The organism is Paracoccus maritimus (genome assembly GCF_025195095.1).
Taxonomy (GTDB): domain Bacteria; phylum Pseudomonadota; class Alphaproteobacteria; order Rhodobacterales; family Rhodobacteraceae; genus Paracoccus; species Paracoccus maritimus.
On record NZ_JANAVZ010000002.1, the window covers coordinates 379,862 to 398,647 of the forward strand.

Sequence of the window (18,786 nt, forward strand, 5' to 3'; positions counted from 1 at the left end):
CCCTTCCGGAAAGCCAGTGGATCTGGCCAGGGTCAGTCCGCCAGACGATACAGGTCCTTGGCGTACCAAGAATTCAACACGTTTTCGGTCGGCAGGCCCTTGATGTCGGGGTTGATCATATCGACCTTGGCGTAGTGATAAACAAAGGCTGCCGGCACTTCTTCAGCCAGAATTTCCTCGGCTCGGGTATAGATAGGCGTGGTATCCTCGGCCGTCTTGGCGTCGGCCATCAGTTGATCGAATTCCGCATTTGACCATTTGCCGCTGTTATATCCGTCGGTCCGGAACCAGTCCAGGAAGGTCGAGGCTTCGTTGTAATCGGCGCACCACGCATAGCGGGCCATGTCGAAATCCTGGTTCTGCATCCGGTCGGTATGCACCTTCCATTCGACATTGTTCAGCGTGATGTTGACGCCAAGCGGCTTCCAGAACTGCTGCGCGGCAATGGCCAGCTTCTTGTGGTTTTCATCGGTGTTGTACTGCAGCGTCAACGAAATCGGATTGTCGGGTCCATAGCCGGCCTCGGTCAGCAATTCCTGCGCGCGCTGGGTCTTTTCTTCCTGGCTCAGCGTCGCAAGCTCGGTCTCGGGCTGATCGAACCCCTCGATGGCCCAATGGGTCCATGTGGTGGCCGGTTTCTGACCACCCTGCAAAACGTTGTTCACGATGATGTCGCGGTTCAGCGCCAGCGACAGCGCCTCGCGGACGCGCACATCTTTCAGGGCCTCGGGTCCCTTCTCGGACACATTATAAACATAGGCATAGGAACAGGCATAAGGCAGTGAAACCGCCTGATCCGGGGCTTCTTTTTCCAGTCGCGGATACTGACCGGCCGGGATCTGCACACGGTCCAGTTCTCCGGCCTGATAGCGGGTCAGTGCGACATTGTTGTCGTTGACGGTGATGCCCTTGACGGTCTGCATCACGACATTCTCGGCGTCCCAGTATTCGGGGTTCTTTTCCATCGTGATATCGACGCCCAGATTGTGCGATTTCAGCACGAAGGCGCCGTTGCCGACCAGATTGCCGGGCTGGGTCCAGGCATCGCCGTGCTCCTCGATCACCTTTTGCGGCACCGGGAAAGTCGTGGCATGCGACAGCGTCTTGATGAAATAAGGGGTCGGCGTCGTCAGCGTGACCTCCAGCGTCTTGTCGTCGATCGCCTTCACGCCCAGTTTTTCAGGGGATTTTTCGCCCTTCACGATATCGGTGGCGTTGACGATGTTCATCAGTTCCATGAACCACGCATATTCGGACGCGGTTTCCGGGTTCACGGCGCGTCGCCAAGCATAAACGAAATCGCCCGCGGTCACCGGCTCGCCATTCGACCATTTGGCGTCGCGCAGCTTGAAGGTGTAGGTCAGCTTGTCGTCGCTTTCCTCAAAGCTTTCGGCAACGCCGGGCACCATCGCGCCCTTTTCATCCTCGTTCATCAGACCTTCGAACAGCTGACGCAGAACGTCCGAACCCTCGACATCGGTGTTCTTTGCCGGGTCGACCGATTTGATCGCGTCCAGCAGCCAGAAGTTATAGACCTGATTTTCTGCCAGCTGCTCACCCTCGGCCGGCTGAACGGCAAAAGCTGGCATGGCGAGCGAGGCGACCAGGGCGGTCGTTGCGAAAAACTTCGTCATGAGGCATCTCCTCCTAGTTGAGTGCGGTGTCTTCTGCACCGGAATGAGGCGAAGGTAGTAGATCGTCCGGCGGGGTAAAGCAGGTTTCGGCTTTCATCGCCCTCGGGCTTGTGGAAGATGGGGCGGCAATGACGAAGAACGGGCATATCACCCTTGTCACCGGCGGGGCCCGTTCGGGGAAATCCGCGCTGGCCGAGCGGCTGGTCGCGCGGCATGCCGGGCCGCGCATCTACATCGCGACCGCGCAGGCGGGCGATGCCGAGATGGCGGAAAGAATACAATTACATCAACTGCGTCGCAATGACGCCTGGACGACGATCGAGGCACCGCACGATCTGACCGGGGCGCTGCACGCCAGCGACGGGCAGGGGGTTCGGCTGGTGGATTGCCTGACACTGTGGCTGTCGAACTGCCTTGGATCGGCAGATTTCGGCGCATTGGTCGGGACGTTGCGTCAGCAATGCTGTCCTGTTGTCCTTGTTACCAATGAGCTGGGGCACGGCATCGTGCCGGACAACGCGCTGGCACGCAAATTTCGCGATCAGCACGGCTGGATGAATCAGGCCGTCGGGGATATCGCCGATGAGGTCTGGATATCGGTCAGCGGCCAGCCCTTGCGTCTGAAACCTATGCGAGAGTCACCGGATGAGATCATTTGACGAAGTCGCGGCACAGCGTGCGCGCGATCGCCAGAACCAGCTGACCAAGCCACCCGGATCTTTGGGACGACTTGAGGAACTGGCCGTCTTCATGGCGGGATGGCAGGGTCGGGATCGGCCCGAGCTGAACCGAGCGCAGGCGCTGGTTTTCGCAGGCAATCATGGCATCGTCGCGCAGGGCGTGAATCCGTTTCCGGCCGATGTGACGGCGTTGATGGTTCAGAACTTCGCGGCCGGGGGGGCGGCGATCAACCAGATCTGCTCGGTCGCCGGGGCTGAACTTGCCATCGTGCCGATGGACCTCGACCGACCGACCCGCGACTTCACCCAAGCTGCGGCGATGGATATGCCCGAGGTCCATGCGGCCATGTCCATCGGCGCGGATTCGGTCGATCCCAAAGCCGACATCCTGATCCTTGGCGAAATGGGGATCGGCAATTCATCGGTCGCGGCGGCACAGGCGGCGTCCGTTTTCGGGGGCAGGGCGGAAGACTGGGTCGGGCCGGGAACCGGCGCCGAAGGTGATGTCCTTGCCCGCAAGCAGCGTGCGGTGTCCACGGGCATCGCCCTGCATTCCCCCAGCACTGCGCGGGAAACGCTGGCTGCGTTCGGCGGACGGGAACAGGCAGCGATCTGCGGTGCGATCCTGCGCGCACAAGAGCTGGGCCTGCCGGTGATCCTGGACGGGTTCATCTGCACCGCAGCCGCCGCGGTTCTGAGGCGAGACGACCCCGAGGCGCTGGCCCATTGCCTGATCGGTCACGAAAGCGCCGAGCCCGGACATCGTCGCCTGATTGCGGCGTTGGGGATGCGCCCGGTCCTGTCACTGGACATGCGTCTGGGCGAAGGCTCGGGCGCTGGGGTCGCGCTGATGGTTCTGCGTGCCGCGATCGCCTGCCATGGCGGCATGGCCACCTTCGCCGAGGCAGGGATTGGTTAGGCGCTGGCATCAGTTTCTGCTGGCGCTGGTCTTTCTGACCCGGCTGCCGCTGGGGAACGCGCTGCCGCCGCGCATCATGCCGCTGGCGCAAAGCGCATGGGCTTTTCCACTGGTCGGTGCGGTAGTCGGCGCAATCGCATCGCTGCCGCTGTTGCTGCCTGGGCCGCCGATGCTGACGGCGGCGCTGTCGGTGGCGCTGTCGGTCTGGTTGACCGGCGCGCTGCACGAGGATGCGCTGGCCGATCTGGCCGATGCAGGCGGCGGCAAGGATACCGAATCCCGTCTGCGGATCATGCGTGATTCCCGCATCGGCAGCTATGGGGTCATGGCCCTGATCCTGGTATCGATTGTGCGGGTGGTGTCCCTGACCGCGCTGGGACCGGCGGCGCTGATCGCCGCCGCGGCCTCGGGGCGCGCGGCAAGCGTCTTGGTCATGGCGGCGCTGCCGCCCGCGCGGTCGGACGGGCTGGGCCACGCCGCCGGTCGCCCCGCCTGGGCCGGCGTAGCTTTTGCATGCCTGACCGCGCTTGTCGCGGTACTGTGCGCGGGGCCGGGCAGCGTCATCGCTCTGATCGCGGCAATTTTGGCGATCGCGGCGGTGATCCGCCAGGCCCGGATCTGGCTGGGCGGCCAAAGCGGGGATGTGCTGGGCAGCGCCTCGATCCTGACCGAAACCGCAATTCTTTCAGCGTTCGCGATGGCTGGCTAAGCCCTTCGGCGGTCATGCTTGACGCTGCGAAAACCCTCGCGCATACCCCCGAGACGGTGCGAGAATGCAGCGCAAGGTGGCATATCCGAACAAGGCTGCCTGCCAACGAACCGGGGAGGATATCATGGGCAGCCTGTTGGCCCTTTCGCGCGGCATCGACCGCATCAATACGCTGATCGGCCGAACCGCGTCGTGGCTGATCCTGCTGGCGATCTTTGTCAGCGCCGTCAACGCGGTCGTGCGCAAGGTCTTCAGCGTATCATCGAACGCCTGGCTTGAATTGCAATGGTATCTTTATGGCGGGGCGTTTCTTCTGGCGGCGGCCTATACGCTGCTGGAAAACGAACATATCCGGATCGACGTGATCTATGGCCGGTGGTCGCGGCGCGTGCAGCACTGGATCGACCTTGTGGGCACCACGCTGTTCCTGCTGCCCTTCTCGGCGATCATGATATCGCTGGTCTATCCCTCTCTGATGAGTTCGTGGCGCGCGCATGAAATATCGATGAATGCGGGCGGGCTGCTGATTTGGCCGGCCAAGGCCGTGCTGCTGGCCGGATTCGTGCTGCTGTTTGCACAGGGGCTGTCGGAACTTGTCAAGAAGATCGCCGTGATGCGCGGCGTGATCCCCGACCCGCATGCTCCCGCCGGCACCCACGACAGCGCCCTTCACGAGGCCCGGCTGATGACTGTCGGCACAGCGCCTGACCACAGCCGTGACGACATCAGCGACGATCGGGAGAACCGCGCGTGATCGACCTTATCGCCCATAATCTTGCGCCCATCATGTTCTTCTCGATGGTCGTCTTTCTTCTGTTCGGCTATCCGATCGCCTTCGCGCTGGCGGCGAACGGGTTGCTGTTCTTCTTTTTCGGCGTCTTCATCACGCCCTATACCGATCAGGTCAACCTGGGCTGGAACCTGCTTGGTGCGCTTGGCGACCGGGTCTTTGGGGTCATGCGCAACGACACCTTGCTGGCCATCCCGTTCTTCACCTTCATGGGGATCGTTCTGGAAAGGTCACGCATGGCCGAGGAACTGCTGGATACCGTCGGCCAGTTGTTCGGTCCTGTTCGCGGCGGCCTGGCCTATGCGGTGGTTCTGGTCGGGGCGCTGCTGGCCGCGACCACCGGCGTCGTGGCGGCATCGGTCATCTCGATGGGGCTGATCTCGCTGCCGATCATGATGCGCTATGGTTATGACAAGCGGCTTGCCAGCGGGGTCATCACCGCGTCCGGCACGCTGGCGCAGATCATTCCGCCGTCGCTTGTGCTGATCGTGCTGGCCGACCAGTTGGGCCGTTCCGTCGGCGATATCTACAAGGGTGCCCTGATCCCGGCATTCGTCCTGGTCGGGATCTATCTGGCCTATATCGCCGTGCTGTCCATCATTCGCCCCAAGACGATGCCCGCACTGCCGCCAGAGGCGCGCACCCTTGGCGGCGGTGGCTGGTCGCTGATCGTGTCGATCGTCGCGGCAATCGCCATCTACTGGCTGGCCGAGCGTTACCTGGGTGCCACGCTGGGTGATGACAGTGCCATCTGGGCGGCGACGCTGTCGGTTGGTGTCATGCTGATCGTGGCATTGGCCGACCGGTATCTGAAGCTGGGGCTGATGTCGCCGATGACACGCGAGGTGATCATCGTGATGATCCCGCCGCTGGCCCTGGTGTTTCTTGTGCTGGGCACGATCTTCCTGGGCATCGCCACCCCGACCGAGGGGGGCGCGATGGGTGCGGTGGGTGCGTTGGCGCTGACCGCGATCAAGGGCAGGCTGACGGTGGATGTCGTGCGTCAGGCCCTGCTGTCCACGACGCGTCTTTCCAGCTTTGTCATGTTCATCCTGATCGGCGCGACAGTCTTTTCGCTGACCTATTATTCGATCAATGGCCATATCTGGGTGCGCGATCTGCTGACCGCGCTTCCCGGGGGCGAATACGGGTTCCTGATCGCGGTCTGCGCGATCATCTTCTTCCTGGCCTTCTTTCTGGACTTCTTCGAACTGGCCTTCGTGATCGTGCCGCTGCTGATCCCTGCGGCAAACGCGCTGGAGATCGACCTGATCTGGTTCGGCATCATTCTGGCGATGACGATGCAGACATCGTTCCTGACGCCGCCGGTGGGTTTCGCGCTGTTCTACCTGCGATCAGTGGCGCCGCGCAAAGCCTATCGCGACGCCGTCACCGGCAAGGAAATCGGGTCCGTCAGCACCGTCGACATCTATCGCGGTGCGGTCGCCTTTGTCGGTCTGCAGATCATGATGATCGCGCTGGTGATCGCTTTTCCGCAGATGGTCATGCACTACAAGGGCGCGCCGGTTGATACCTCGAATATCAGGATCCAGATCCCCTCTAATGGCGGGGGGCTGGGTGGACTGGGCGGTGGTCTTGGGGGCGGACTTGGCGGCTCGCCGTTTGGGCAGCCACCGGCGGCGGGCGGCGATGGTGCCGGTACGCCATCTGGCGGGCTTGGCGGTCTGGGTGGCACCCCGAATTTCGGCGGCAGCGCCGGTGATGCCACCGCTGATGCACCGGCGCTCACGCAGCAGCCCGATCAGGACGCGCCGGCAAATGAACCGTCCGGCGGGCTTGGCGGGATGGGCCTTGACGGCCCGCCGCCGGGACTGGGCGGCGGCAACTGATCGAACGGTGCCGGTCCAGACCGGCGCTTTTCTTTCGTCACGGCTTCGAGAATCGAAAACGCCCGCCGCGAGAGATCGCGGCGGGCGTCGGATCAGGAACTAAGGGCTTACTGCCCACCGCCCGGCGCAAGCTTGCCGTTGCGCTGCTGGATCATCATGAACGTGTCGAACGTGTATTCTGCTGTCTGGGCATACAGATACCAATCGTCGCGGAACTGCAGCATCGCGTCATACTGCTTCTTGAACGATGCGTTCTCGCTGGACAGTTCGGCATAGACTTCGTTCGACGCGGCGAACGCGGCCGTCAGGATTTCCTCGCTGAAGGAACGCAGCTGCGCGCCGGATCCGACCAGCTCTTTCAGGGCGGTCGGGTTCTTCATGTCGTATTTGGCCAGCATGTTCTGGTCGGTGGCCTGGCAGCAGGACCGCACCAGCGACTTGTAGCTGTCGGGAAGCTCGTCCCATTTCGCCTTGTTGATGAAGAAGCTGACCGTCGGGCCGCCTTCCCAGAAACCGGGATAATAGTAGTACGGTGCAACCTTCTGGAAGCCCAGCTTGCTGTCATCATAGGGACCGACCCATTCGGCGGCATCGATCGTGCCCTTTTCCAGCGACGGATAGATGTCACCGCCCGCGATCTGCTGGGGCACGACGCCCAGTTTTTCCACCACGCGGCCCGCAAGACCCGAGATCCGCATCTTCAGCCCCTGAAGGTCGGCCAGGGTGTTGATTTCCTTGCGATACCAGCCGCCCATCTGGACGCCGGTATTGCCGCCGGGGAAGCTGACGAGGCTGTACTGTTCGAGGAACTCGTTATAGTTCTCGATCCCGCCGCCCTGATAGTTGTAGGCGGCTTTGGCCCGGGCCGAGAAGGTAAAGGGCAGGTCGGCGCCGCAGGCGAAGGCCGGGTCCTTGCCCCAGTTGTAATAGCCGACAGAATGCGCGCATTCGACGGTCCCGTCGGTTGCCGCGTTGATCGCATCAAGTCCTGGAACGATCTCGCCGGCCGCAAAGACCTGGATGTTGAACTTGCCGTCGGTGGCTTCCTTCAGCCGAGTCGAAAGCTCTTCCCCGCCGCCATAGATCGTGTCCAGCGATTTCGGGAAGGACGAGGCCAGCCGCCAGTTGATCGTCGGCATCTCCTGCGCGATCGCCGGTGCCGCAAGCGCCGTTCCGGCTGCCGCCGCAGCGCCGCCGACCGAGGCGCGTGTCAGGAAGGAACGCCGGTCCAGGCTTTTGGAATCTTTCATGTAATCTCCTCCAAGCGGGTCGGATGGAGCTTTTGCCCCGACGAATTTCCGCCCTGCATGGCGCCGCAGTTTAGTCACTGATCGACGCCTGTCGAGGGGGCAGAGAGGACAGATTTTCGGGATTGGCCGCTGCCCCTGCGTCAATTTCACGCCACGGCGCGGCATTGGTCAGGATCCTGGCATTGGCGCCCAGAAAAGCCTGCCCGCGACTGGATCGCGGACAGGGCTAGAATGTCAGCGCAGGATCGAACGGCCCGCGTATTCCGCCGTCTCGCCCAGCATCTCCTCGATCCGGATCAACTGGTTGTATTTTGCCAACCGGTCCGAACGCGCAAGGCTGCCGGTCTTGATCTGGCCGCAATTGGTGGCCACCGCCAGATCGGCGATGGTCGCATCCTCGGTCTCGCCCGAGCGGTGCGACATCACGCTGGTATATCCCGCGCGGTCGGCCATCCGCACCGCATCCAGCGTTTCGGACAGGGTTCCGATCTGGTTGACCTTGACCAGCAGGCTGTTGCCGCAGCCCTTGGCGATGCCATCGGCCAGACGCGTGGGATTGGTCACGAACAGATCGTCGCCGACCAGTTGCACCTTGTCGCCCAGCTTTTCGGTCAGCAGCTTCCAGCCGTCCCAGTCGTCCTCGGCGCAGCCATCCTCGATCGACAGGATCGGATAATCACCGCACAGCGCCGCAAGGTAATCGACATTCTCGGCAGGCGACAGCGATGCGCCTTCGCCCTTCATCTCGTATTTGCCGTTGCGGAAGTATTCGGTCGAGGCACAATCCAGAGCCAGCATGATGTCGTCGCCGGGCTTGTAGCCGGCCTTTTCGACCGCCTTCAGGATAAAATCCAGCGCGTCGCGGGTGGACGACAGGTTCGGCGCAAAGCCGCCCTCGTCGCCGATCCCGGTGGACAAGCCAGCCGCCGACAGTTCCTTTTTCAGCGTGTGGAACACCTCGGACCCCATGCGCACGGCTTCGCGGATATTCTCCGCACTGACCGGCATGATCATGAATTCCTGGATGTCGATGGGGTTGTCGGCATGTTCGCCGCCATTGATGATGTTCATCATGGGCACCGGCAAAATCCGCGCCGAGGTGCCGCCAACGTAGCGATACAGCGGCTGCATGCAGTCTTCGGCAGCGGCTTTTGCCACGGCCAGAGACACGCCCAAGATCGCGTTCGCGCCAAGGCGGCCCTTGTTCGGGGTGCCGTCCAGATCGCACATCATCGCGTCGATGGCGCGTTGTTCGGTCGCGTCCTCGCCGATCAGGTTCTCGGCGATCTCTCCGTTGACGGCGGCGACGGCTTCCAGAACGCCCTTGCCCATGTAACGGGCCTTGTCGCCGTCCCGTTTCTCGACCGCCTCGTGGGCGCCGGTCGATGCGCCCGACGGCACGGCCGCGCGGCCCATCGTGCCGTCTTCCAGCGTCACGTCGACCTCGACAGTCGGATTGCCGCGGCTGTCCAGGATCTCGCGGGCGAAGATATCGATAATGGCGCTCATCGGCTCCTCCATTGGCTTGCGTTAGCGCCTACATAGCTGCCGTGGCGGCAAGTCGAAAGCCGCAATTTGTCAGGGCAGGGTGATCTCGGCCCAGATCGGCAGGTGATCCGAGGCATCGCGCGCGCCCGCGCCCGAGAACACCCCGTGCCGCAGCAATTCCAGATGTCGTGACATTGCGATGCGATCCAGCCGGAAACGTGGCAACGGGGCGGGATAGGACGGGCCGGGCGCAATAACCCGGAATCCGGCCAGAGATTCCAACCCGCGCTCATCATGCCATTCATTGAAATCGCCCATCAGCACGATGTTGTCGTCCGCGATCCGTGCGGCCTGCGCGCTGATCCGAGCCAGCTGCGCGCGCCGCGACGACCGCACCAGTCCCAGATGAACGCCAATGATCGTCAGCCCAGGCAAACGCAAGGCCAGCGCTCCGCGCGGTTCCAACCCCGGCAGGGGAAGCCGCCGCACGACGGCGTTCTGGGCCAGCTCGGGCCGCAGCAGGATGGTCTGGCCGTGCCAGCCAAGAGAGTTCTCGCCGCTTGGTCTGCTGATGTCGGCGGGCACAAGACCGGTCTGGTCCTGGATCAGCGCCCGCGGCAGCGCCTCGGGGCGGGCGCCAAAGCGGAAATCGACCTCTTGCAGGGCAATGATATCGGGGCGCATGGCCGCTATGACGGCCAGATTCCGCTCGGGGGCGTGCGGGCCGGTCAGGCCGCGGCATTTGTGCAGGTTGTAACTTGCTACTCGAATGACCGCCACGTCGCGTCCTCAAAAGGTTCGTCAGAAGATATCGCGACGGTGCCTGGTCGCAAGAGGACTTTGCCGAACGACAGGGGAATGTCGGGCCAAAGAAAGCACGGGTGCTCAGGTTCCGCAGAATGTCTGCCGCACAGCCTCGGACGCCAACGGCGCGTTTGCCAGGTGATCCCATTCCTGACGAACCTCACGCGGATGGGTGACAGCATCGAACAGCAGCCGGAAAGGCTGAAGGTCGTCTTTCACGGCAGCCTGGATCGCCTGTTCGACCCGGTGGTTGCGTGGAATGCGTCTTGGGTTGGCGTGGGCCATCAGCGCCGGGTCCGGGTCATGTTCCTGCCAGCGCAGCGCCCAGTCGTCGAATGCCGACGGATCCTTGAATTCGTCGCGCGCCGTGCCGTCGCTCAGCCCTGCGAAGACGCGCGTGAAATCCGCCCGGTCGCGGGCCATCAGCGTCAGCAATTCCTCGGCCAGTTCCTGCACCGGGGCGGCCTCGGTCAGGCCCAGCTTCTCGCCAAAGCGGCGACACCAGGCGGCCTGATACAGCGGCGCAAAACCGTGCACCGATTTCGTCGCCGCCTCGATCGCCGCATCGCGCTGACCCATCAGCGGGATCAGGCAGGTGGCCAGCTGCGCCAGATTCCAGACCGCAACCTGCGGCTGCTGCGCCCAGGCATAGCGCCCCGCGTGATCGATAGATGAGAAAACCGTATCCGGGTGATATGCATCCATGAAGGCGCAGGGGCCGTAATCGATCGTTTCGCCCGATATTGCCATGTTGTCGGTATTCATGACCCCGTGGATGAATCCCAGCGCCATCCACTGCGCGATGGTTTCGGCCTGCCGCGCGACGATATGATCCAGCAACGATAACGGCCCGGTCGCCTGCGGATAGTGCCGTTCGATGACATGGTCGGTCAGCGCGCCAAGCGCCGATTCGTTGCCGCGCACGGCGAAGTACTGGAATGTGCCGACCCGAATATGACTGGATGCGACACGGGTCAGCACAGCACCTGGAAACCCGTCCTCGCGCCACACGGTTTCACCGGTCGCCACGGCCGCCAGCGCGCGGGTGGTGGGCACGCCCATGGCGGACATGAATTCGCTGACGACGTATTCCCGCAGCACGGGTCCGATCCAGGCCCGGCCGTCGCCGCGGCGCGAAAAAGGTGTCTTGCCGCTGCCCTTCAACTGAATATCGAAACGGGCACCATCCGGCGCCACGACTTCGCCCAGAAGCACGGCGCGCCCGTCGCCAAGCTGCGGAACGAACCCTCCGAACTGATGCCCTGCATAAGCTTGGGCGATGGGTTCCGCGCTGTCGGGCATGGCGTTCCCGGCTAGCATCGCCGTGCCTTCCGGTCCACTCAGCCATGCCGCATCCAGACCAAGCCGGCCCGCCAATCCCTCATTCAGTGCCAGCAGAACCGGCTTGGTCACAGGCGTCGGATCGACGCGCGCGAAGAAACCATCGGGCAGACGGGCATAGCTGTTGTCGAAATGGATCATGGCAGCCTCCTGCTTGACATCTAGGGACTGGAGCCCGCACGGAAAAGGGTTGGCATCGCAGGGTGTGTCACAAAGGCATCCTCGAACCCTGCCGTCCCGGGTCTTGCACGATCGGGGCAGCGCGCGTATCGCATCCCCCGGAACAGGAGCTGCGTCATGAAATTCCTCGATCTCGCCAAGGTCTATATCCGTTCGGGCGGAGGCGGCGCAGGCTGCGTGTCTTTCCGGCGCGAGAAGTTCATCGAATATGGCGGCCCGGACGGCGGCGATGGTGGAAATGGCGGAGATGTCTGGGCCGAAGCGGTGGAGGGGCTGAACACCCTGATCGATTTCCGCTACCAGCAGCATTTCTTCGCCAAATCCGGACAGCACGGCATGGGCAGCCAGATGACCGGCAGATCGGGCGACGACATCGTTCTGCGCGTGCCGGTTGGGACCGAGATCCTGGAAGAAGACGAAGAGACGGTGATTGCCGACCTGACCGAACCAGGCGCGCGCGTCCTGCTGGCGCGCGGCGGCAATGGCGGTTGGGGCAACCTGCATTTCAAGTCATCAACCAACCGTGCGCCGCGCAACGCCAACCCGGGCCAGCCGGGGATCGAACGGACGATCTGGCTGCGGCTGAAGCTGATCGCGGATGCCGGGCTGGTGGGGTTACCGAACGCCGGTAAATCGACCTTCCTGGCGGCCGTGTCCAATGCCCGGCCCAAGATCGCGGACTACCCGTTCACGACGCTGCACCCGAACCTGGGCGTGGTCGGCGTCGATGGGCGCGAATTCGTGATGGCCGACATTCCCGGCCTGATCGAAGGCGCCAGCGAGGGCAGGGGGCTGGGCGACCAATTTCTTGGCCATGTCGAACGCAGCAACGTGCTTTTGCACCTGGTGGACGGCACGGCCGAGGATGTTGCGGGCGATGCCCGAACCATCCTGACCGAGCTTGCGGCCTATTCCCCGGTGCTGATGGAAAAGCCGCGCATCACTGCGCTGAACAAGATCGATGCCCTGGACGACGACACCATCGCCGAGCGCAAGGCCGCGTTGGAGACAGAGATCGGCGGCACTGTCCATCTGATGTCCGGCGTGGCCAAGCTGGGCGTGACCGAGGTTCTGCGTGCCTTGTGGACCGAGATCGCGCCCACCCGGGTCACCGATGAAGACCAGCCCGACGCGCCATGGCAACCCTAGCACCATCGCTGACGCGTGCACGGCGTCTGGTCATCAAGATCGGCTCGGCGCTTCTGGTCGGGCCGGACGGGCTGAACGCTGACTGGCTGCGCGGCCTGTGTGATGACGTGGCCGACTGGCGCCGGCGCGGCAGCGATATCGTTCTGGTGTCTTCTGGCTCGATCGCGCTGGGACGGCGGGTGCTGGACCTGCCGCCGGGCGCGCTGCCGCTGGAACAGGCGCAGGCGGCCGCAGCGGTCGGCCAGATCCGGCTGGCGCGCGCCTATGAAGAGGCGCTGGCCCCGCATGGCGTCAAGACGGCGCAGATCCTGCTGACGCTGGAAGACAGTGCCGACCGCCGACGCTATCTGAACAGCCGCGCGACGCTGCAGACGCTGCTGGGGCTGGGTGTGGTGCCCATCGTGAACGAGAACGACACCGTCGCCACCGACGAGATCCGCTATGGCGATAACGACCGGCTGGCCGCGCAGATCGCCGTGACCTGTGGCGCGGACCAGTTGCTGTTGTTGTCGGATGTCGATGGGCTGTACACTGCGAACCCCAAAACCGATCCCGACGCGCGTCATCTGCCGGTAATCGAACGCCTGACGCCCGAGATCGAGGCGATGGGCGGTGACCCGGTCTCGGGGTTGTCGAAAGGCGGCATGAAGACCAAGCTGATGGCGGCGCGCACGGCGATAGCGGGCGGTTGCGCGATGGCGATAGCCGAGGGGTCGGTGATGCGGCCATTGTCGGCGGTGGCCGATGGTGCGCGGTCCAGTTGGTTCCTGCCCGAAGGCGATCCGCACGCGGCGCGCAAACGCTGGATCGCGGCGATGAAACCCAAGGGCACGCTGATCGTCGATGACGGCGCGGCACAAGCGTTGCGCAGTGGAAAGTCGTTGCTGCCCGCCGGCGTTCGTGCCGTTTCGGGCGATTTCGGTCGCGGCGACCCCGTCGCGATCAGCGGTCCTTCGGGTGAAACGCTGGGGCAGGGCATGACCCGCTATACGGCGACCGAGGCGCGTCTGATCGCCGGACACCGCTCTGCCGAGATCGAGACCATCCTAGGCTATCCCGGCCGGGCGGCTCTGATCCACCGCGACGACATGGCATTGTGATGGCGCATCTTGAGATCACCTATTGCACGGGGTGCAACTGGCTGTTGCGTGCGGGCTGGTATGCGCAGGAATGCCTGTCCACCTTCGGTACGTCGCTGCGCGTCACAATCGTGCCTGATGACAGCGGCGGGGTGTTTCGCATCACGCTGGACGACCAGCAGATCTGGGAACGCAAGGCGGATGGCGGTTTTCCGGATATCAGGACGCTGAAGCAGCGTATCCGCGACCGGATCGCACCGGAACGATCCTTGGGACATCTGGATCGCGACAGCGGCAAAGGCTGAGCGGAAGGCTTACACAGCCGGGGCGCCCAAGCCACCAGCAGAAGATCCCCAGGATCAGGCGACGCTTTTCGAGGGCCGCGACAGACGCGCGCCGGTCGCCCCGCGCGTCAGCCTTGGCGCGTCCTTGTCCGGTGCGGGCAATGCCAGCACCGTGTCGCGCAGGGCCGCAATCGCCTCTTCGCTGTTGCGTGGCAGGGTTGCCGGATCGATCGGCCTGCCGACGCTGACCCGATAGGTCTGGCCGGCCTTGTTCAGCACCTCGTTGAACAGGGTGACATCCCGAAGCGTCGGGTGGATCGCATCCAGCAGATAGAACAGCGCGGAATTACGCGCCCGTATCCGCAGCGGAATGACCGGCACGCCGAACTTCCGTGCGATCATCGCCGCGCTGGCCATCCACGGCCGTTCCGTCAATGTCAGTCCGCGCCGCTTGGCCAGCCGTCCCGAGGGAAAGATCAGGCCAATCCGCCCTGCTTCCAACGCGGTGCGGGTATAATCCATCGTTGCCTTGGTCTTGGCATGGCTGCGCTTTTCGTGCCGCCACTCGACTCCTGCGATCATATCCTCGACCTGCGGCAGGACGCGGATCATGTCGTGATTCGCATAGATGAACAGATCGTCGCGCATCTGCGCCAGAACCGCGTGCATCACGATCCCGTCCGCGATGCCGGTGGGATGGTTCGACACGATCAGCGCCGGTCCGGTCGCCGGGATATGTTCGATCCCGGTCACGCGCACGTCGCGGACGATCAGATCGGTCATCCGGCGCATGATCTCGGGCGCGGGAAGGTCACGGAATTCCGCCCCCAGCTCAATCGTGCGGGGATAGCGCAGCAATCCCATCATCGCCCGTCGTGCGATCCGGTGATGCAGCCGGTTCGAGTAAAGCCACGGTGCCCGCTCGGCAATCAGCGGGTCCAGTCTGGCCTGCATCTCGGCCCTTGCATCGGCGTATCGGTCACTCATCTGCAGCATCTTGCATCGCCCCGCGCGCGCCCGCAAGCGCCGTCATGAACGCGCTTCTCCGGCGGCAATCATCCGCGACACCATCTCGCGAAGGTTGCGGCTGATGCCGTCCATCGCCGCCATTCGCTGCAACGCGGCACGTGCATTTTCGCGCCGTTCGGCATCGTAACGGGGCCATGTCTCGAAGGCGGTGGACATGCGCGCGGCGATCTGCGGGTTCACCTTGTCCATCCGCATCAGCCAGTCGGCGGTGAAGTCATATCCCGACCCGTCCGCGGCGTGGAAGCCTGCGTGATTGCCGGCCAGTCCCCCCAGCAGGGCGCGGAATCGGTTCGGGTTCTTCCAGTCGAAATCATTGCGGGCGGCCAGACGCTGCGCGATGCCGCTCGCCTGGGCGGGATCGGCGGCCATCACCTGGACCGAGAACCACTTGTCCATCACGAGCCGGTTATCGTCGAACTGATCGTGCAGGGCTTCAAGCGCGGCCTGACCGCGACCGCGCCGGATCAGACAGATCAGGGCGGCCATCCGCTCGGTCATGTTGCCGGCCGTGCCGAACAGCACCTCGGCGCGGTCGCCACGGTCGATCCGGTTCAGCAATCCCAGCGCGGCAATCCGCAACGAGCGCCGCTCGGCCGAGCGGGCATCGGGAGAGTATGCCCCGGAAACGGCCATGCTGTCGTAAAGATCGGACAACAGATCCGCATGCGCGTCCGCCACGCGGCGGGCCAGATCGTCACGGGCCGAATGGATCGCGTCGGGGTCCGGGGTCACGCCTTCCGCAGCAAGCCTTGTCGCGATTTCTTCATCGCCCGGCAACATCAGGCACAGCGCGCGAAATGCGGGATCTGCGCCGTCGTCCGCGGCCAGACGCCCGATCGCATCGATATAGTCGGCGCCAGCCGCCTGTCCCTGCGACAGGGAAATCAGCGCAGACATCGCCAGATCGCGCCCCGCCTCCCATCGCGCGAACGGATCGGTGTCGTGCGCAAGCAGGAATGCCCGCGTGGCATCGTCGATATTGCGGTCCAGAACCACCGGGGCCGAGAACCCACGCAGCGCCGAGACGACGGGCCGGGCGCCCAGGCCATCGAAGCTGAAGCTTTGCTGCGCCTCGGTCATTTCCAGCATCCGGGTGGCCTGCACCTCATCCCCGTTCGGGCCTATCAGGCCGACCGCAACCGGGATCACACGCGGCGGTTTGTCGTCCTGACCGGGGGTGGGCGGCGTGCGCTGGCTGAATGTCAGGGTCAGCTGACCGCCTGACGCGGCCTCGTCCCAGTCCTCGGCCATGGTCAGGTGCGGTGTGCCAGCATCTGTGTACCACCGCTTGAACTGGGTCAGATCCCGGCCGGTCGCATCCTCGAAGACCTTCAGCCAGTCCTCGATGGTCGCGGCCTCGCCGTCATGGCGCTCGAAATACAGATCCAGCGCCCTGGCATAGCCGTCATCGCCGACCAGCCGTTTCAGCATGCCGATTACCTCGGCGCCCTTCTCATAGACAGTCGCGGTGTAGAAATTGTTGATTTCCTGATAGTTATCGGGCCGCACCGGATGCGCCAGCGGGCCCTGATCCTCGCGGAACTGGCGCGCGCGCAGGGCGCGCACATCCTCGATCCGCTTGACCGGCGCGCTGCGCATGTCGCTGGTGAACTGCTGATCGCGAAACACGGTCAGACCTTCCTTCAGGCACAGCTGGAACCAGTCGCGGCAGGTGATGCGATTGCCGGTCCAGTTGTGGAAATACTCATGCGCGATCACGCTTTCGATGCGCTCGTAATCGGCATCGGTCGCGGTCTCGGGGCTGGCCAGAACCAGTTTCGAGTTGAAGATGTTCAGGCCCTTGTTTTCCATCGCGCCCATGTTGAAATCATCGACCGCGACAATGTTGAACACGTCCAGATCGTATTCGCGGCCATAGACGTCCTCGTCCCATTTCATCGACTTGATCAGCGACTCCATGGCAAATCCGGCTCGATCCTGATCACCCGGACGAACCCAGACATTCAGATCTACGCGGCGTCCGGAGCGGGTGGTGAAGACGTCTCTGACGGCCACCAGGTCACCTGCGACCAACGCGAACAGATAGGCCGGTTTCGGCCACGGGTCGTGCCATTCGGCGACGCCATCGCCCACGCTGACCGGGTTCCCGTTCGACAACAGGATCGGCTTTTCAGACCGGATGGTCACACGGAAAGGTGCCATGACATCAGGGCGATCGGGATAGAAGGTGATGTGCCGGAACCCTTCGGCCTCGCACTGCGTGCAGAACATTCCGCCCGAAAGATACAGCCCCTCGAACGCGGTGTTGGACGAGGGGTCGATGCGCACCTCGGTGGTCAGGCTGAACGGCGCGTCGGGCAGGGCTGCGGCGGCAATCGTCAGGGTCTCGTCGTCGCGGGCGACCAGCGCCGGGTCAGGCACCTTTCCATCGATATGCAGCGACAGCAATTCGACCGCGCTGCCGCCGTCCAGAACCAGATCCTTGGTCGCGTCGCGGGGGCGCATCTTCAGGTTTGCGCGAACCCGCGTGGCATCCGGCGCCAGGTCGAAATCCAGACGCGTCTCTTCGAGGATGAAGGGGAACGGCTGGTAATCGGCAAGATATCGCGTATCCGGGTTGTTGGGCTGGGTCATGGCGCTCTCCGGCTGAAAAAGCTTTGCGGCAGGCGGAACCTGTTCGTCTTTGCCTGTGTTAGTCGGCTGAAAGCCGGGTCGCAAGACAGGCCGCGTTCGCCTATCCGATTGACAGGCGCGGGCGGCTAGACCACAGGGTAGCGACGCTAATCCGGTGTTCTGACAGTCATAATGGAGGCCAGTGATGACCTACGACCCCAACGATCCCAAGCGCACCAATCCGGTGGACAGCGATCCGGCGACCCCGAAGGAAGCCTATGTCGAGCCGGTCGAGCGCCGCTCGTCGCCGCTGCCGCTGATCATCGGCGTGCTTCTGGCCTTGGCCTTGGCATATTTCGTGCTGCAGCGTTTCATGACCGATGATACCGTCGCCGTAGAGGGTGACACCACCACCGTCACGACCACGGAAGAGGCGCCTGCTGACGCGACCGTCGGCGACGAAGCTGCCGTCGAAGTCGAAGACGCTGCCGATGACGCCGAGGCTGCTGCCGAAAACGCCGCCGCCGACGCCGAAGCCGCAGCGGACGAAGCTGCAGCCGAGGCCGAGACCGCCGCTGAAAACGCTGCGACTGCGACCGAGAACGTTGCCGAGGATGCTGCCGAAGGTGCCGAGAACATGGCGGACGACGCAGCCACCGCGACCGAAGATGCTGCGGGCGACGCAGCCGCCGCGACCGAAGACGCAGCGGGCGACGCGGCCAGTGCCGCCGAGAATGCGGCTGACAACGCTGCAACTGCTGCCGATAACGCCGCCGATGCGGTTGGTGAGGCGCTGGACAACGCTGGTGAAGCCGCGTCCGAAGCCGCTTCGGATGCAGCCACCGCTGCCGAGAACGCCGCACGGGATGCTGCCGATGCCCTGGACGACGCCATCTCGGTGGAAGAAGAGCCTGCGGTCACCGACGATGCGACCGGTGCGACCACCGAAACCCCTTCGGAGACGACCAACACCAACTAAAGTTCGGATTTGCCGAGACTTGAGAACGAGGGCCGCGCGTTTCGAAC

16 protein-coding genes are annotated in these 18,786 nt (G+C 63.7%); 9 read left to right on the forward strand and 7 right to left on the reverse strand.

Annotation, left to right across the window (positions count from 1 at the left end; genetic code table 11):
- Window positions 1-32: 32 nt before the first annotated feature.
- Window positions 33-1,634, reverse strand: a complete 1,602-nt coding sequence (locus MU516_RS04830) for a peptide ABC transporter substrate-binding protein (RefSeq protein ID WP_260276072.1) — start codon at window positions 1,632-1,634, stop codon at window positions 33-35.
- Between the two features lie 128 nt (window positions 1,635-1,762).
- Between MU516_RS04830 and cobU the strand changes: the two genes are divergently transcribed.
- From cobU to MU516_RS04855, 5 genes are all read left to right on the forward strand, one after another.
- The gene (gene cobU / locus MU516_RS04835; RefSeq protein ID WP_260276073.1) at window positions 1,763-2,293 is read left to right on the forward strand and encodes a bifunctional adenosylcobinamide kinase/adenosylcobinamide-phosphate guanylyltransferase; all 531 of its coding nucleotides are present in this window, start codon (window positions 1,763-1,765) and stop codon (window positions 2,291-2,293) included.
- A complete protein-coding gene (gene cobT, locus MU516_RS04840; protein WP_260276074.1) occupies window positions 2,280-3,233 on the forward strand; it encodes a nicotinate-nucleotide--dimethylbenzimidazole phosphoribosyltransferase in 954 nt (317 codons plus the stop codon). The genes cobU and cobT overlap by 14 nt, the downstream gene beginning before the upstream one ends.
- Window positions 3,226-3,942, forward strand: a complete 717-nt coding sequence (gene cobS / locus MU516_RS04845; protein ID WP_260276076.1) for an adenosylcobinamide-GDP ribazoletransferase — start codon at window positions 3,226-3,228, stop codon at window positions 3,940-3,942. Before cobT ends, cobS begins: the two co-directional genes overlap by 8 nt.
- 124 nt (window positions 3,943-4,066) lie before the next feature.
- Entirely contained in the window at window positions 4,067-4,696 is a 630-nt protein-coding gene (locus tag MU516_RS04850) for a TRAP transporter small permease subunit (RefSeq protein ID WP_260276077.1), read from the forward strand.
- Window positions 4,693-6,582, forward strand: a complete 1,890-nt coding sequence (locus MU516_RS04855; protein WP_260276079.1) for a TRAP transporter large permease — start codon at window positions 4,693-4,695, stop codon at window positions 6,580-6,582. The genes MU516_RS04850 and MU516_RS04855 overlap by 4 nt, the downstream gene beginning before the upstream one ends.
- 107 nt (window positions 6,583-6,689) lie before the next feature.
- On the opposite strand, the gene MU516_RS04860 is transcribed toward MU516_RS04855, so the two are convergent.
- The 4 genes from MU516_RS04860 to MU516_RS04875 form a co-directional block, all read right to left on the reverse strand.
- A complete protein-coding gene (locus MU516_RS04860) occupies window positions 6,690-7,814 on the reverse strand; it encodes a TRAP transporter substrate-binding protein (protein ID WP_260276258.1) in 1,125 nt (374 codons plus the stop codon).
- A 252-nt stretch (window positions 7,815-8,066) separates the two neighbouring features.
- Window positions 8,067-9,341, reverse strand: a complete 1,275-nt coding sequence (gene eno / locus MU516_RS04865; protein ID WP_260276080.1) for a phosphopyruvate hydratase — start codon at window positions 9,339-9,341, stop codon at window positions 8,067-8,069.
- Between the two features lie 69 nt (window positions 9,342-9,410).
- Window positions 9,411-10,100: an endonuclease/exonuclease/phosphatase family protein gene (locus tag MU516_RS04870; RefSeq protein WP_260276082.1), complete on the reverse strand. Its 690-nt coding sequence runs from the start codon at window positions 10,098-10,100 to the stop codon at window positions 9,411-9,413.
- A gap of 105 nt (window positions 10,101-10,205) precedes the next feature.
- On the reverse strand, window positions 10,206-11,606 hold the full coding sequence (locus MU516_RS04875; protein ID WP_260276084.1) for a protein adenylyltransferase SelO: 1,401 nt from the start codon (window positions 11,604-11,606) through the stop codon (window positions 10,206-10,208).
- Window positions 11,607-11,762: 156 nt separating this feature from the next.
- Here MU516_RS04875 and obgE point away from each other — a divergent pair, with 156 nt between their 5' ends.
- From obgE to MU516_RS04890, 3 genes are read left to right on the forward strand one after another with little or no spacing between them, the layout of a single operon-like run.
- Window positions 11,763-12,794, forward strand: coding sequence for a GTPase ObgE (gene obgE, locus MU516_RS04880; protein ID WP_260276086.1), 1,032 nt, complete (start codon window positions 11,763-11,765; stop codon window positions 12,792-12,794).
- Entirely contained in the window at window positions 12,782-13,894 is a 1,113-nt protein-coding gene (gene proB, locus MU516_RS04885; protein WP_260276088.1) for a glutamate 5-kinase, read from the forward strand. Before obgE ends, proB begins: the two co-directional genes overlap by 13 nt.
- Window positions 13,894-14,178, forward strand: a complete 285-nt coding sequence (locus tag MU516_RS04890; protein WP_260276089.1) for an Rdx family protein — start codon at window positions 13,894-13,896, stop codon at window positions 14,176-14,178. The genes proB and MU516_RS04890 overlap by 1 nt, the downstream gene beginning before the upstream one ends.
- 54 nt (window positions 14,179-14,232) lie before the next feature.
- Here MU516_RS04890 and MU516_RS04895 read toward each other — a convergent pair whose 3' ends face one another.
- Both MU516_RS04895 and pepN read right to left on the reverse strand, forming a co-directional pair.
- A complete protein-coding gene (locus tag MU516_RS04895; protein WP_260276096.1) occupies window positions 14,233-15,144 on the reverse strand; it encodes a lysophospholipid acyltransferase family protein in 912 nt (303 codons plus the stop codon).
- 42 nt (window positions 15,145-15,186) lie between these two features.
- Window positions 15,187-17,781 (reverse strand): aminopeptidase N, encoded by a 2,595-nt coding sequence (gene pepN / locus MU516_RS04900; protein WP_260276098.1) that lies wholly within the window; start codon window positions 17,779-17,781, stop codon window positions 15,187-15,189.
- Window positions 17,782-17,965: 184 nt separating this feature from the next.
- Between pepN and MU516_RS04905 the strand changes: the two genes are divergently transcribed.
- Window positions 17,966-18,739 carry a hypothetical protein gene (locus tag MU516_RS04905; RefSeq protein WP_260276099.1) on the forward strand — a complete coding sequence of 258 codons (774 nt, stop codon included), beginning with the start codon at window positions 17,966-17,968 and terminating at the stop codon, window positions 18,737-18,739.
- Window positions 18,740-18,786 lie beyond the last annotated feature (47 nt).